The 13,879-nt window shown below is 56.4% G+C and carries 10 protein-coding genes; 2 read left to right on the top strand and 8 right to left on the bottom strand.

Annotated features, from left to right (window positions below):
• Window positions 1-61 precede the first annotated feature (61 nt).
• Window positions 62-709, top strand: coding sequence for a peptide-methionine (S)-S-oxide reductase MsrA (msrA, locus tag ACYZTR_RS03240; RefSeq protein WP_461976388.1), 648 nt, complete (start codon window positions 62-64; stop codon window positions 707-709).
• Window positions 710-838: 129 nt separating this feature from the next.
• On the opposite strand, the gene ACYZTR_RS03235 is transcribed toward msrA, so the two are convergent.
• On the bottom strand, window positions 839-1,678 hold the full coding sequence (locus ACYZTR_RS03235) for a 23S rRNA (adenine(2030)-N(6))-methyltransferase RlmJ (protein ID WP_461976386.1): 840 nt from the start codon (window positions 1,676-1,678) through the stop codon (window positions 839-841).
• A 448-nt stretch (window positions 1,679-2,126) separates the two neighbouring features.
• On the opposite strand from ACYZTR_RS03235, the gene ACYZTR_RS03230 reads away from it, so the two are divergent.
• On the top strand, window positions 2,127-2,360 hold the full coding sequence (locus ACYZTR_RS03230) for a hypothetical protein (RefSeq protein WP_461976384.1): 234 nt from the start codon (window positions 2,127-2,129) through the stop codon (window positions 2,358-2,360).
• Between the two features lie 317 nt (window positions 2,361-2,677).
• Here ACYZTR_RS03230 and ACYZTR_RS03225 read toward each other — a convergent pair whose 3' ends face one another.
• From ACYZTR_RS03225 to putP, 7 genes are all read right to left on the bottom strand, one after another.
• A complete protein-coding gene (locus ACYZTR_RS03225) occupies window positions 2,678-2,995 on the bottom strand; it encodes a hypothetical protein (protein ID WP_461976382.1) in 318 nt (105 codons plus the stop codon).
• 362 nt (window positions 2,996-3,357) lie between these two features.
• Window positions 3,358-3,756, bottom strand: coding sequence for a hypothetical protein (locus ACYZTR_RS03220; RefSeq protein ID WP_461976380.1), 399 nt, complete (start codon window positions 3,754-3,756; stop codon window positions 3,358-3,360).
• Between the two features lie 50 nt (window positions 3,757-3,806).
• Entirely contained in the window at window positions 3,807-4,223 is a 417-nt protein-coding gene (locus ACYZTR_RS03215) for a hypothetical protein (protein WP_461976378.1), read from the bottom strand.
• A 10-nt stretch (window positions 4,224-4,233) separates the two neighbouring features.
• Window positions 4,234-9,021: an RHS repeat-associated core domain-containing protein gene (locus tag ACYZTR_RS03210; RefSeq protein ID WP_461976376.1), complete on the bottom strand. Its 4,788-nt coding sequence runs from the start codon at window positions 9,019-9,021 to the stop codon at window positions 4,234-4,236.
• Complete coding sequence (locus ACYZTR_RS03205; protein ID WP_461979570.1) at window positions 9,021-9,758, bottom strand: DUF4123 domain-containing protein; 738 nt, start codon at window positions 9,756-9,758, stop codon at window positions 9,021-9,023. The genes ACYZTR_RS03210 and ACYZTR_RS03205 overlap by 1 nt, the downstream gene beginning before the upstream one ends.
• Entirely contained in the window at window positions 9,748-11,766 is a 2,019-nt protein-coding gene (locus ACYZTR_RS03200; RefSeq protein WP_461976374.1) for a type VI secretion system Vgr family protein, read from the bottom strand. Before ACYZTR_RS03200 ends, ACYZTR_RS03205 begins: the two co-directional genes overlap by 11 nt.
• A gap of 238 nt (window positions 11,767-12,004) precedes the next feature.
• Window positions 12,005-13,489, bottom strand: coding sequence for a sodium/proline symporter PutP (putP, locus tag ACYZTR_RS03195; protein ID WP_461976373.1), 1,485 nt, complete (start codon window positions 13,487-13,489; stop codon window positions 12,005-12,007).
• Window positions 13,490-13,879 lie beyond the last annotated feature (390 nt).

Below are 13,879 nucleotides of genomic sequence, written 5' to 3'. Positions count from 1 at the left end.
TAACACTCGGGCAAACTGCGTGTCTGACAATTTACATTCAACCTGACTGAGAGGACTGATCATGGTCTTGCGCTCGGAAATTCTGGTGAACAAAAACGTGCTCCCGACTAAAGAACAAGCCCTGCCTGGCCGCGAAACCCCAATGAACCTGCCGGAAAAACACTTCGTCCACGACGCCCCGCTGCTGGGCCCGTTCGTCACCGATGTGGATTTCGCAATCTTCGGCCTCGGATGCTTCTGGGGCGCGGAACGCAAGTTCTGGCAGCGTGAAGGTGTGGTCAGTACGGTGGTGGGTTACGCCGGTGGTTTCACGCCGAACCCGACGTATGAAGAAGTCTGCTCGGGCCTGACCGGCCACAGCGAAGTGGTACTGGTGGTCTACGAGCCGGCAAAAGTCAGCTACGAAGCGCTGCTGAAGATGTTCTGGGAATTGCACAACCCAACTCAGGGCATGCGTCAGGGCAATGACATCGGCACGCAGTACCGCTCGGTGATCTACGCCACCAACCCAACTCAGCTGGAAGCCGCCAAGCACAGCGAGCAGGTGTTCCAGGCCGAGTTGACCAAGGCTGGCAAAGGCACCATCACCACCGAAATCGAAGAAGCGCCGACGGTCTACTTCGCCGAGGCTTATCACCAGCAATACCTGGCGAAAAACCCTGAAGGGTACTGCGGGATTGGCGGTACTGGCGTGACTTGCCCGATCTAATCTTTTGATCTGATCGTTCCCACGCTCCGCGTGGGAAGCCTCAATGGACGCTCCGCGTCCGCTCTTGAAGGGCGTGACGCAGAGCGTCACAGGCTGCATTCCCACGCAGAGCGTGGGAACGATCACCGGTCAACTCTCAGCAATCAACCAATCCATCTGCCACCCACCCTGTGTCTGCCCTAACTTCTTGGACAACCACGGCAGCAACTCACGCAACTCCTCTTCCAGCCCCCACGGCGGATTCGCAATCGCCAACCCGGACCCGTTCAAACTGTTCGGCGTATCCAGCGGATGCACCAGCAACTCCACCCGCAACAACTTCGGCGCGCCACTACCCGCCAGATCCTGATAAAAACGACGCAACATGCGCGGGTCCTTCACCGGGTACCAGATCGCCACCACGGTTTGCCGCATCCGGCCAATCGCCTCTTTCAACGACGCCGCACAGCGCTGCATCTCATCCAGCTGCTCGAACGGCGGATCAATCAACATCACCGCCCGCTTCTCCTGCACCGGCAACATCGCACGCGGTACATGCCAGCCTTCGCCCAGATGCACCTTCACCCGACGGTCGCCCGCCATATTATCTTTGAGCAACACACCGTCTTCAGGGTGCTTCTCATTGAGCATCACCCGATCCTGCGGCCGCGTCAGACGCCGCGCCAACTCCGGCGAACCCGGGTAATAGCGCAACTGGCCATCCGGGTTCATATCGTGCAGCACCTTCATGTAATCCGCGGTCAACGCCGGCAGATCCGGCTGATCCCACAAACGCGCAATACCTTCCAGGTACTCACCGGTACGGCTCGCCTGATCACCCTGCAGGTCATACAGACCAATACCGGCGTGAGTGTCGAGATAGGCAAACGGCTGCTCCTTGCGCGACATCAAAGCGATGAGGCGGGTCAAAGTCAGGTGTTTGAACACATCGGCGTGATTGCCGGCATGGAAGGCGTGACGATAATTCATGGCTGCTCCTGCGAAGGGCGGGAAGTTTACCTTGTACGGGGCGGCAAGTCAGGGGTTGGGAGCTGAGTGGGTCCCAACGTCAAAAGATCGCAGCCTTCGGCAGCTCCTACACGGGATTGATGCTCCCCCTGTAGGAGCTGCCGAAGGCTGCGATCCTTTGATCTTGCTTTCGAGAATCAGGAAGGCATTGCCACATCCAGCACATCACACCCGCGAGCAACAGAACCGCGCAGAGCAAGGCAAAGTCGCTGAGGTGGTCAATGCCCTCTCGACATGTCAAGACGTATTGAGGAATGCTGCGGACAGAAATCTAGACAGACGGTGCAAATAATCAGGATTACCTGTCAACTCTGACAGTAGCCACATTACTGAGACTGGGGTTTCATGGTGTCAATGCGTGGACTATACGCGCAGATGAAATTCATTCTTTTCAAGCAGGGGAATTGAAATGGCAAAGCCCATAACAACGACAACCAGTACCGGAACTATAAAAGCATTCAACGAAAGAAGTGACCCCATGGGGATCACATACGGCATTCGCGTGCTTTTAGATAACAGCACTGAGGAATTAGTTACTACTTCAAACGTTCATTACAACGTGAGTGTTGGAGACAAGGTTAAATTCACAGTTACCGATGGTCCTCTCGGAAAAGTGCCAAGTGAATTTAAAAAAATAACCTGAAAAATATTAAGGGGAGCCCAACCAATCACTTACCCACCTCCCCTTAACATTAAATATAAACGGACAAAATATCGAAATCGCACTGGAGCCAACGCCACTAAAGGCAGAAATTAAGATTAATATTTCAGAATGAAGACACTCTGAAAGTTACACACGGCGCGCATGTAAAAAACACAGAAAAATGGGACAGATCTATTTATTCTCCTCCGACGCATTCATCAAATCTCAGGATCAGTACCTGCCAAAGTACATTCTGAAAATGAACAAGGACGATCCTTCCTACAATCAAAGAGGAAGGATCACTCCTTATGCCGATGTTACGGCCGAGCCCGCAAACGCCGGCCAAGCACATCCAGCACATCACACCCATCCCGCAACGGAATGGCGCAGAGCAAGGCAAAGTCACTGAGAATGAAGGACTGACACTCGATCAAGCCGCGCATGGACAAATTCTCCATCACTTGGGTGACGGCGCGAATTCGGTAGCTGGCAGCGTCATACAAAACATCCAGCGGCGCTTGGGTGTCGACGAACAGGGTTGGCATGTCGTCGCAATTGCTAGTGAGCGCCATGAAGCGGTTTTCGGGGTGGGGGATTGGTTTTATGTAGGGTGGATCGGGGTGAAGACTTTTCATTTTTGAAACCTCTGGTAATAAATGGTCGCTACCATCGGCCTTCCTACAGGCTTGGGTGGCAGCTATACGCGGGGTAGGAATATCGAGACCAGAGAACTCGACCACACCGAAGCGTGCCCGCGCACAGCCGCCGCAACTGATCTTACGGACGCACGTTGATGGCCGCAATTCAGGTGTCGACGCCAAGGCGTCCTCTCTAGTCTTGAAGGGTTCCTACACCCTGCCACTGAATTTTCAGTGACCACCAGAGACTATCGCTGGAACATATTTCACACCAGTTCATGAAAGCCGCCGCGGTTTGAAGGAAACTTCCGACGACCTTGCCCAGAAATTTCGCTGCCAGCGATCAACGTTTGGCTTCTTCACCAAGCGGCTCGATCCTCCATGCTCGCTTTGAGCAGATCGCGTTTCCAAACCTCTTGCGTCAACGTGTAGACATGCTGAAGAAATTCCCGAGGGCTCTCCAATTCGTACCACTCTCCACGAGGCCAGCTTGATGCTTCGCCCTCATCTATTTCGAATAAACTTTGGAAATCATAATTTCGATCACGCAGTTTTTCCGCCAGAGATTCCACCAACACAAGCGTATGCCTATAAGAAAGACATCCGAGATCCAATGCGTATTTTTTAATCAGCTCCGCTCTATCAAACTTATTATTAGGGTCGTAAACCTCAAGCTCTACACCGAGTGTTTCTTCACGATCATATACATTAAATCGACCAATGAACCACATCAGTCCCGCATCAAACTCTTCATCCACAAAAGGACACCGCAACATTCCTTATCCCCGACCTTACCGACATAAAAGGCTCACCACGCGGACTGATCTTCGAGACTGGCTCTGTGAAGATCCTCCCTCCACTCTTCGCTTGCCAATCTGCATATATCCTCGAAGAAGCCACGTGCATCATTTATTTGAGTTTCGTCCCATGCAACACAAGTGTTTTTATCATAATCACTTTCGAACTGAGTAGAAAAATCAAAACCTGATTGCGACAACGAATTTTCTAAAATTTTGAATAGCAAAAACCGATGCCGATAAGTCAAATGATCGAATCTCCTCAACACGAAATTTTTTATAACCTTCTCTCTATCATGCTGCTCATTCGGATCGTAAACCCACAAGGCAGCACCTAACGTTTCTTCGCGATCAAATATAGATATCCCGCCCAACCAATAAAAAAGTGTTGGTTCAAACGGAGTATTGAATTTCGGCCACATCAACATCGCATTTCTCCTAATCTGGAAAGCCCGTGTAAGGCTTCAGACTTATCTGATCAAATCTAACCTCTGAATAATCAAGACTCTCTATATATCTTGGATTAGCTCTATCCTTCTTGTTAGGCTTATACCCCCTACCTCCTCCAGGCATTTCCTTCCTAATGACGGGATCTCCATCTGGTGTATACCCTGTTGGCAAGGGATTCGTTCTATTCATTCTAGATACAGCATCATTTATGGCATTAAATTGCAGCAACCAGCTTTTGAACTGAGAACTAGGCCTTATCGGTTCCTTTTTTCCTTTTTTTGTTGGATGACTGCCATCAATAGATCTTTGTTTTAGCGCTTTGTCAGGTATTTCCGGATTATGTTTTGCCACGGTGTGCATGCCGTACTTTTTCTCAAACTCAATAACCCGCCGCTTAGCATTTGCTTCAGCCAACTCATCGATCCGCACCCGCCGCTGCTCACCCGTCAGCTTCGGTAGCTCTGGCTCACCCTTATCAACCTTAACGCCAGTCGTATCATCCGGCGCCCCACACCCAGGCTTATTCGGCGGCGGGCAATTCCCGCTCAACCCCAACGGATCAACCCACCCCGTCGGATTCGGCGTGTACTGGTACTGGTTCAGCCCACCCGCCAACTTGATCGGATCCGGCGTCAGATACCGTCCAACCTCCGGATCATAGTACCGATGCCGGTTGTAGTGCAGGCCGCTCTCGGCATCGAAGTACTGCCCTTGAAACCGCAACGGTTGCTCGAGCTGCTCTCCTCCACCGAACGCAAGGCGAGTAACTTTGCCGTAGGCGTTGTACTTCGCCGACCAGACGATTTCGCCGCTGTAATCCGTGAGTTCCTGCGGCGTACCCAAGTGATCGAGCTGGTAGTAAAACGGGCAAGCCTTGCGCGGGCCTTTGCCGTCGAGCATGGCGAGTGGGCGGAAACTGCCCGGTTCGTAGAGGTAGCTGCGGTAATGCTCGCGGCTGCTTTCGGCGACGAGGTGGTCGCCTTGCCAGAAGAACTCGGTGGTGTTGCCGTCGACGTTTTTGCTGATGCGGCGGCCGAAGGCGTCGTAGCGGTAGCTGGCGCCGCGGCCGTCCGGGGTCGTGACGCCGACCAAGCGGTGCTGGCAGTCGTAGCGGTATTCGGTGACGAGTTTTTTCCCGGTGCCGCGGCGTTCGCGGATGAGGTTGCCGAAGGCGTCGTAATCGTAGTGGCGGTCGCCTTGCATGAGCAGGCGATTACCCAGCACCTTCGCTGCGCCGGGGCGGTCCTGCATCAGCAGGTTGCCGGCCGGGTCGTGGGCGAAGGTTTCCGCTGGGTCGTCACGGGTGTGGCGGACGCGGGTCAGGCGGTTTAGTGGGTCGTATTGGTAGCTACGCTGGCCGTGGCGGGTGTCGGCGATGCTGTCGAGATTGCCGTTGAGGCTGTAGGCATAGTCGCGGCGATACAGCGCTTGTTGCTGTTGGCTGACGGCGTGGGCCTTCAGGCGTCCCTGATCGTCGTAGGCATATTCGCTGAGCAACAGGCCTTGCTGGCGTTGCTGTTCGCGACCGAAGGCGAATTGGTGAGTGGTGAGTCGCGCACCGTTGAGGTCGATGGCGGTCAGCGTGCCGCCCTTGGCGTGGTGGTAATCGAGTTTGCTGCCGTCCGGCAGGCGCAGGCGATTGAGCTGGCCGCAGGCGTCGTAGCCATAGCGCAGGGTGCCCCAGCCCTGATGTTCGGTGATCAGCCGGTCTTGCTGGTCGTACTCGAATTCCAGCGGATGGTCATGGCCGTCATCGACGCTGATCAGGCGACCGAGGTTGTCGTAGCGGTATTGAACCTTGATGCCGTCGGGCAGGGTTTTGACCAGCAACCGCCCTGCCGAGTCCCGCTCATAAGCTGTTACCAACCGCGAGCCGTCATCGCCGAACTCGGTTTTCTCCAGCAGATGGCCGTTGAGGTCGTAGGTGTACGCCGTGCGCTGGCCGTCGAATCCGCTTTCCTGTCGGATCAATCCACTGGGCGTGTAGTCCAGCTGATATTTTTCGCCGGATTCGTTTTCTATTTCCGTCAGCAACAGCTGTGCGTTGTCGTAGCGGTACTTCAGCTGGGTGCCGTCGGGATTGATCCGGCGGCTGACCAGGTGCAGATCGTCAACGTATTCGTAACGCGTGACGCGTCCCAGCTCATCGCGTTCGGCGGTGATCTTGCCGTAGGCGTTGTAGCTGAACGCGCGACTGGCACCGGTAGGCAGCGTCGTCTGAATCAGTCGGCCGACGGCATCCCATTGGTACTGGGTGACGGCGCCGTGTTCATCCTGCCGGGTAAGCTGCCGCCCCATCGCATCGTAGGAAAACCGCCGCTGGCCACCGCCCGGCAAGGTCTCTTCGAGCAGTTGCCCCAAGGCGCTCCAGACGAGGACATGCCGACTGTTGTCCGGGTAACGGATCGACAGCAGCTGGCCTTTTTCGTCGTAGTGATAGTGGCTGACATGCCCGTCGGGATCGGTCGCTTCGGTGACATCGCCCTGAGCATTGCGCTGATATTTCCAGACCGCTTTGCCGCGATAGCGCGCGTGCAGGAAACCGTTGCGGTACTCGTAGGCCGTTGGCTCGTCTTCCGGTGGAATCAGCGCGACCAGCCGTCCAACTTCGTCGTAATGGTATTCAGTGACGGCGCCGAGCGGGTCCTGCTCGGCGATCAACCGCCCCTGGTCGTCGTAGGCCTTGAGGTGTTCGCCACCATCCAGTTCAACCTTGCGCACCAGCCGCGCCCGATCGTCGTGGACGTAAACCTCTTCGCTGCCGTCGATGTTCTGAACGGTGACACTGCCCTGGTCATCCCAGACATACCGCGCGTCCATCTGCGAAAACGAGGCCCAGTGGCGGATGCATCGGGCCGCCTTGCCGGACCTTTCCCACGCCCAGAAGAAACTCGCCCCACCGGCCAACTGCCGCTGCAGGATGACGTGCTGATCGTCGTAGTCGTAACGCTCGCTTTCGCCGGCAGCGTTGGTCGCTTCGATGAGCTGAGCGCATTCGTCGTAGCAGTAACTGACCAGTGTTAGTTCGGTGTGCCAAGCTTCGTCGAGGGTCTGGGCCGGGACAAAAACCTGATAGTCGACGGCGACCAAATGGCTGCGGTCATAGCGCAACAGCAAGGCGCGGCCGGCGCCGTTGTCGAGACGTTTGATCCGGTCCTGGCGGTCGCGGGTGATGCGCAGGCGGTTGTCGTAAGCGTCGCTGATGGCTGTCAGTCGGCCGTTTTGAAAGTGATAGAACCGCGTGTCATCACCGGCCTGGGCGAGGATCAGTTCTTCGGGTTGATCGCCGAGATAAATCGCCGCGCGCGACAGGCTGTTGTGGATCGCCGGGCGTTCGCGGTTCGGCAGCGGGAAGGAAGTGCGACGGTTTTCGTGGTCGATCCAGATGACGTGGTCGCCGTCGATTTCCAGTCGATGGGCGAGGCTGTGACTCCAGCCGTAGCCGAGGCCTCCGTCGATCTCGGCGGCGCTGGTGCGATAGAGCCGGGTGAAGGCGAACGGCAGGATGCCGTCCAGCGCACCGTCGGTCAGGGTCAGCAGTTCTTCGCCGGTGACCATCGACACCGGGCATTTGTTAGTGGCGGTTTTATCGGCGGAATCGGCGCTGTCGCCGTTGGGGTTTTTCGCTTGATCCGGGACGTCGTCGTGGTGTTCGTCTTTTTTCAGTGTGGTGTTCTTGCGGCCATTCCAGCGTAGTTGCATGCGACCTTTTTTTAGTCCTGCGGCAACACCACGTGCGGCTACTGCTTTGTAGCGATCGACGTACTCCATGAAGTTGTTGATGATCGTGACCATCGACTTCACGAAGCCCATCGCGGCCTCATAAATCTGTGCGCTGTACTTCATCAAGCGCACCGTGAGCCAGGCAATACCAACCCCGACCACGCTCAGCACCAGGCCAATCAACAAGTCGATGACCAAGCCAACCACAACCTTGGAAATGGCTTCAGCCGAGGACCCGGCCAGCTGAGATGGTGGCAATGCTTCGAGCCACAGCGTCGCGGTGCGCATCAGCAAACACAGCGCCGCCTCGTCGCTGGCCAGCAACATGGCTTTTTCCATCAGGTCCGGAGCGCTTTTTGCGAGCTTGGCAAGTTCCCCGGCGCTTTCCCCGAGCTTTTCGGCAAAAGCCTTGGGATTCTTCAGGATTTCGGCGAGTTCACCGATGCCATCCCAAACCGCCTCGACCGCTGCCCAACTTCCCGCGAGCATTCCATTGCCCACCGCAGCCAACGAAGCTGATGCCGACTGCTGCGACCACTGCGGTTTAAACCCGTCCCACTCTTTGCGCAGCCAGCCTTCCAACTCTTTGGTCAGGCCGTCGTAGGACTCAAAAAGCTTATCAACTTGCTTCGAGGTCACTTCGCTTTGGACATGAACGCGATAAAACTTCCCGGGGGTACCCTCGAACGTCCCCTTACCGTTTTTATCGAGCGTTACAGGCGTCGACTGACCACCGTCCTCGGCAACCACATCGACCTGAATATTGCCCAACGGAATGTCATAGACCGACTCGAACTTGCTCTCAATCTCCAGAATCCCACTGGCCGGACATTGCGCAACACCGGAAAGGAAATCATCGTCGCGACTACTCACCGCAGTAGTGGTATTGCCGAGTTTTATCAGCCGCTCCATGTCCATCAGCGATGGCATGTCCGTTGCCCGGCTGACCATGTCCGCATTCCTGCTCAGGAACCCGCCGAGTTGTTGGCGATACACACTTAGGGTGTCTTTGAAACCGTCGAGCTCCTGCTCGATACGCTCGATCTGATCCATCAGTTCAGCTCCGCCATCAGGTATTCCGCTAAGGCTGTTTTGGGTGCTAGAGGCAGGTTCGGTGTCTCAAGAAAGATCGCGACCTTGTGCCGCAATACGCTTATCGAAAACGCCTCATAAAGATCAGGGCGGTCCTCGCTCAACCACTTCACCAAGTTGTTAGTGCGGGTTGTTGCGGACTCCGCAGCGAGGTGTTTAAGCAGCGATTCAGAAACGTCCCACCACGGAAAAACTTTTGAGGTTTTCAACGCACTGCCACCCATGTCGAGCGGCTGGCCATTGATCAAACAGCGGTCGATCACAGGCATTAATTGCGTAGCGTTAACGTCGGCAGACTGAAGGATCGACAGCAAATAACGCCCATCCCAAAAGCGGAAAAACACTGGGTTACCGTTGGGCAAAAGGACTTGGGTAAGGCTGCGCAAATGCTCGACCAGCACGTCTTGAGGGGCGGAAGAAACCGCCAGCCAACCCCAATCGCGTGATTCGGTCGTGGCGACCCACTCCAGAAACTCACTGCCAGCGGCGACGATTCCGACATAGGGCATCACCAGTTCCCACTCGGCGTAAGCGGTGTCGGCCCAAATCGGGCTCGGCGCTGGCGCCGCGAGCGAACGCTGCCAAGCTTTGAAAGGTTCAGCGGCACTTGTATTGCTGAAGATGGCGAACAATTGTTCCGATGGTTTCAGCGGTTGGCGATTGAGCCAGCCACGAGGTAACAGGGCATCAGGCTGCACAGACACCCTCCTTACAACGCTCACATTCCTCACAAAACGGCGCGTCACTTTTCAGGCTTAGAATCTGTGCAGCACTCAGCAGTGCCGCCGGAGCGGCGACGAGGTTCAACGGCGTATCCGGCAAGGACGGCGCAGCCGCCATGGCCGGCATCAACGCCCCACCGACCTGAATCGGCACGCTGCTGAAAATTCCGCCGGGACCAATGTTGATCCACTGCCCGCCCGCCTGAATGGTCGCGCTGGCACCGCCATCGATCACCACTTGCTGACCGGCGCTGACATGGAATTGCTGACTGGCATTCAGCGCCTGACTGGTCACGCGGATGTGCCGGTCGCCGATCACCACCAGGTGATCGTCGAGCTTCACTTCGGTCTGGCGCTGACCGTGGGTGATGCGTTGCTCGTCGGCCTTCAGCTCATGGCGGGCGGTGCCGGTGACGACGATGCTGCGCTGGTTATCGACCTGCACCTGTTGATCGTTCAGCACGTGCTGAGTCCAGTTTCGCTGGGCGCGCAGGTAGATTTCCTCGGCGCCTTTGCGATCCTCGATGCGCAATTCGTTGTAACCGCCGCCACCGGGACTACTTTGGCTGCGGAAAATGCTGCGGGTCTTGTCGGCGGGCAGGTCGAGCGGCACCGGAGTTGCGGCGTTTGGCAGGCAACCCATGACCAACGGTTTGTCGGCATCGGCATCGATGAACCCCACCAGCACTTCCATGCCGACTCGCGGGATCAGCACGCTGCCGTAACGATCGTGCGCCCAGCCGGTGGCCACGCGCAGCCAGCAACTGGAGTGTTCATCGAGCTGACCGTCACGGTCCCAGGCGAGCTGAACCTTGACCCGACCGAACTCGTCGCAATGAATTTCGCTGTCGGTCGGGCCGGTGACCACGGCAGGTTGATAGCCGAGCATGCGTGGCTTTTCCGGCCCGTGTGGCGGACGAAACGAAACGTCCCACGGTATGGCCAGAAAGGTATTGCGATAGCCCTGGAAATCATCCGGGCTGTCGCTGGTGACCGACTCTTCCAGCACTTGCGGCTGGCGTCCACGGTGCTCAATTTCGGTGATCAACCACAGGTCGTTCCATGCCTGACGCGGGTGCTCGGCGAGATGTAGGAAGTGCCCGCAGACCAACGCAGATTCGTCGCCGCGACCTTCGGCTTGACGGAAGTCGGCGTTGTGGCGTTCGAGTGCTCGTTGAGCCAGATGTTTGCCGTGTTCGCGATCAGTGAACTGGCCAGGAAAGTGATAATCCTCCAGCACCGGTCGCTGTTCGCTGTCGAGGCGGCTTTCAAGTTGCAGGCGTGGTTTGCGGAAGTCGTAATCGCGACGGGTTACCGCTGTCGTCCGGGTTTCCAGCCGCACGTTGAAACGCTTGATGGCTGGCGCATCCGCCGCCATTCCGCTGCCCGGCAGGTATAACGTCGGCTCGGACAGACGAGGGAAAACCGTCTGGTCATCACCAAATACCAGCAGGTGCCCGTCGAGGCTGTGCTGAAAGTGGTAGTGAATGCCAATCTCGGCACACAGCCGCTGGAGGAACGCCAGATCGCTCTCGGCGTATTGCACACAGTACTCGCGCGCTGGATAGTCGCTGCCGAGCCGAAACTCGAAGGCATCGCGCTGGATGCCGTGGTCCTTGAGGATTTGCGCGACGATCGTCGGCACGCTTTTGTGCTGAAAGATCCGCTGATTGATGCGCTGGCCGAGGTACGCCAGTCGCGGTACGAGACTGATTTGGTAACCCGTGAGGCGTTGTCCGGAATCGCTTTGGCCGACCCGAAAAATCTGACCATGAATACCGGAACCTTGAGCATCAAAACTCAGAAATGCCTGACGATGCAGCAGGCTTTCGAGTTCGATGTCCGGTCGTTCACTGACCAGTTCCAGGTCAAAACGGTAGGGCTGGCTGATGGCTTCCTTGCCCGTGAACTCAAGCACTCTGAGCTCATTTTGGACGCCGTCGAGGGTCAACGTGAAACGCGGTTGATTGGCAGGAGCGAACATCCGATGTGTCTCTGCAGAATGAAGGCGGGCGATTCTGCATGAGCGACAAGGGGCATTGATGGAGGGACAGGAAAATCAGATTTGCCCTACTTTTTTAGGGAATCTTCCTTCAAAAGTCGGGACAGTGACCTACAGACATACCCGTCAGACTGGTCGCACAGACAAAAAACGGCCCGCGTCCAAAAGGAAGCGGGCCGTTTCATGTTCGGCGAAAGGTCAGAGCATCAGCTCATCCCGATCACTTGTTCAGGCGGAAATCTGCCTCGGCAGCGGCGAAGCGCTGAAGCATGCCTTTAGTAGGCTCGCCCATTTTACTGACGATGTAGATCGCCAGGCTGGCGAAGATGAAACCAGGGATGATTTCGTACAGACCCAGCAATTCGAAGTGTTTCCAGACGATCACGGTGATCGCACCGACCAAAATGCCGGCCAATGCGCCGTTACGGGTCATGTCTTTCCAGATCACGGAGATCAGGACAACCGGACCAAACGCAGCACCGAAACCAGCCCAAGCGTAGCTGACCAGGCCCAGTACGCGGTTTTCCGGATTAGCGGCCATCGCGATGGCGATCAGGGCAACCAGCAGCACCATGGCACGACCAACCCAAACCAGCTCAACCTGGGAAGCAGTTTTACGCAGGAAGGTTTTGTAGAAGTCTTCGGTCAGGGCGCTCGAGCACACCAGCAGCTGGCAGCTCAGGGTACTCATTACCGCCGCCAGAATGGCCGACAGCAGTACACCGGCGATCCATGGGTTGAACAGGATTTTGGCCAGTTCGATGAACACGCGCTCTGGGTTTTCGGTCACAGGACCGGCCAGTTCAGGGTGCGCCGAGAAGTAAGCGATACCGAAGAAGCCTACAGCGACGGTGCCGCCCAGGCACAGGATCATCCAGGTCATGGAGATACGGCGAGCGTTGGCGATCGACTTGACCGAATCCGCGGCCATGAAACGCGCCAGGATGTGCGGCTGGCCGAAGTAGCCCAGGCCCCAGCCCATCAGCGAAATCACGCCGATGAAAGTGGTGTTTTTCAGCATGTCGAAGTTGCTTGGATCTTGTGCTTCGATGGCCAGGAACGTGGTGTCGACGCCGCCAGTGGCCAGCAGCACAATGATCGGCGTCAGCAACAGAGCGAAGATCATCAGTGTGGCTTGTACGGTGTCAGTCCAGCTCACTGCCAGGAAACCACCGACGAAGGTGTAGGCAATCGTCGCTGCAGCACCGGCCCACAGCGCCGTCTCGTAGGACATGCCGAAGGTGCTTTCAAACAGACGGGCGCCGGCCACGATGCCGGAGGCGCAGTAGATGGTGAAGAACACCAGAATCACGACCGCAGAGATGATCCGCAGCAGGCCGCTTTTGTCTTCGAAACGGCTGGAGAAGTAATCCGGCAGGGTCAGTGCATCGCCGTTGTGCTCGGTCTGCACGCGCAGACGGCCGGCGACGAACAGCCAGTTCAGGTAAGCACCGACGATCAGGCCGATGGCGATCCAACTTTCGGACAGACCGGACATGTAGATAGCGCCCGGCAGGCCCATCAACAACCAGCCGCTCATGTCGGAGGCGCCGGCGGACAATGCAGTCACGACGCTCCCCAAGCTACGACCGCCCAGGATGTAGTCAGAAAGGTTATTGGTGGAGCGATAGGCCATTAAGCCGATCAGCACCATTGCTGCGATGTAGATCACGAAGGTGATCAGGGTTGGATTGCTAACGCTCATTAAGTTACGCCCTGGCTTTGTTTTTATGTAGCGGCGGCTGGTGAACCGCACGCAAACGACGACGTTTGACAGACGATTTCGGGTCCCGCGCATTTATGACTGATGTTTCCCCAGGAAAGCCATCAGCCGGGGCACCTGTCTTTTTTGACCGGTTGCACCTTGGGCGCGAATGCTATTCAACAAAGCAAATAAGGTGCAACCAGTTTCGTGAGAATAAGTTGCACCTAGTCGGATTTATCTAAAATAGCTCTGTTTTTGCTCCCTTTTAGGGCAGTCCGCGCGATTTACTAGAAGCAAAAGCACCAAGCAGGAGCGGTACGTTCGTACCGGAATTTAATTCCTGACGAACTGCTGATTTTTCCGACAAAAAAGGGTTGCACCCGGTTGCAC

The organism is Pseudomonas sp. Hz4, from assembly GCF_054898165.1.
The sequence above is the reverse complement of the archived record's forward strand: the minus strand, read 5'-3'. Positions and strand labels throughout refer to the sequence as shown.

Coding starts and splice junctions, on each gene's coding strand:
- msrA (WP_461976388.1), top strand. CDS start 62: ATGGTCTTGCGCTCGGAAATTCTGGTGAACAAAAACGTGCTCCCGACT.
- ACYZTR_RS03235 (WP_461976386.1), bottom strand. CDS start 1,678: ATGAATTATCGTCACGCCTTCCATGCCGGCAATCACGCCGATGTGTTC.
- ACYZTR_RS03230 (WP_461976384.1), top strand. CDS start 2,127: ATGGCAAAGCCCATAACAACGACAACCAGTACCGGAACTATAAAAGCA.
- ACYZTR_RS03225 (WP_461976382.1), bottom strand. CDS start 2,995: ATGAAAAGTCTTCACCCCGATCCACCCTACATAAAACCAATCCCCCAC.
- ACYZTR_RS03215 (WP_461976378.1), bottom strand. CDS start 4,223: ATGTTGATGTGGCCGAAATTCAATACTCCGTTTGAACCAACACTTTTT.
- ACYZTR_RS03210 (WP_461976376.1), bottom strand. CDS start 9,021: ATGGATCAGATCGAGCGTATCGAGCAGGAGCTCGACGGTTTCAAAGAC.
- ACYZTR_RS03200 (WP_461976374.1), bottom strand. CDS start 11,766: ATGTTCGCTCCTGCCAATCAACCGCGTTTCACGTTGACCCTCGACGGC.
- putP (WP_461976373.1), bottom strand. CDS start 13,489: ATGAGCGTTAGCAATCCAACCCTGATCACCTTCGTGATCTACATCGCA.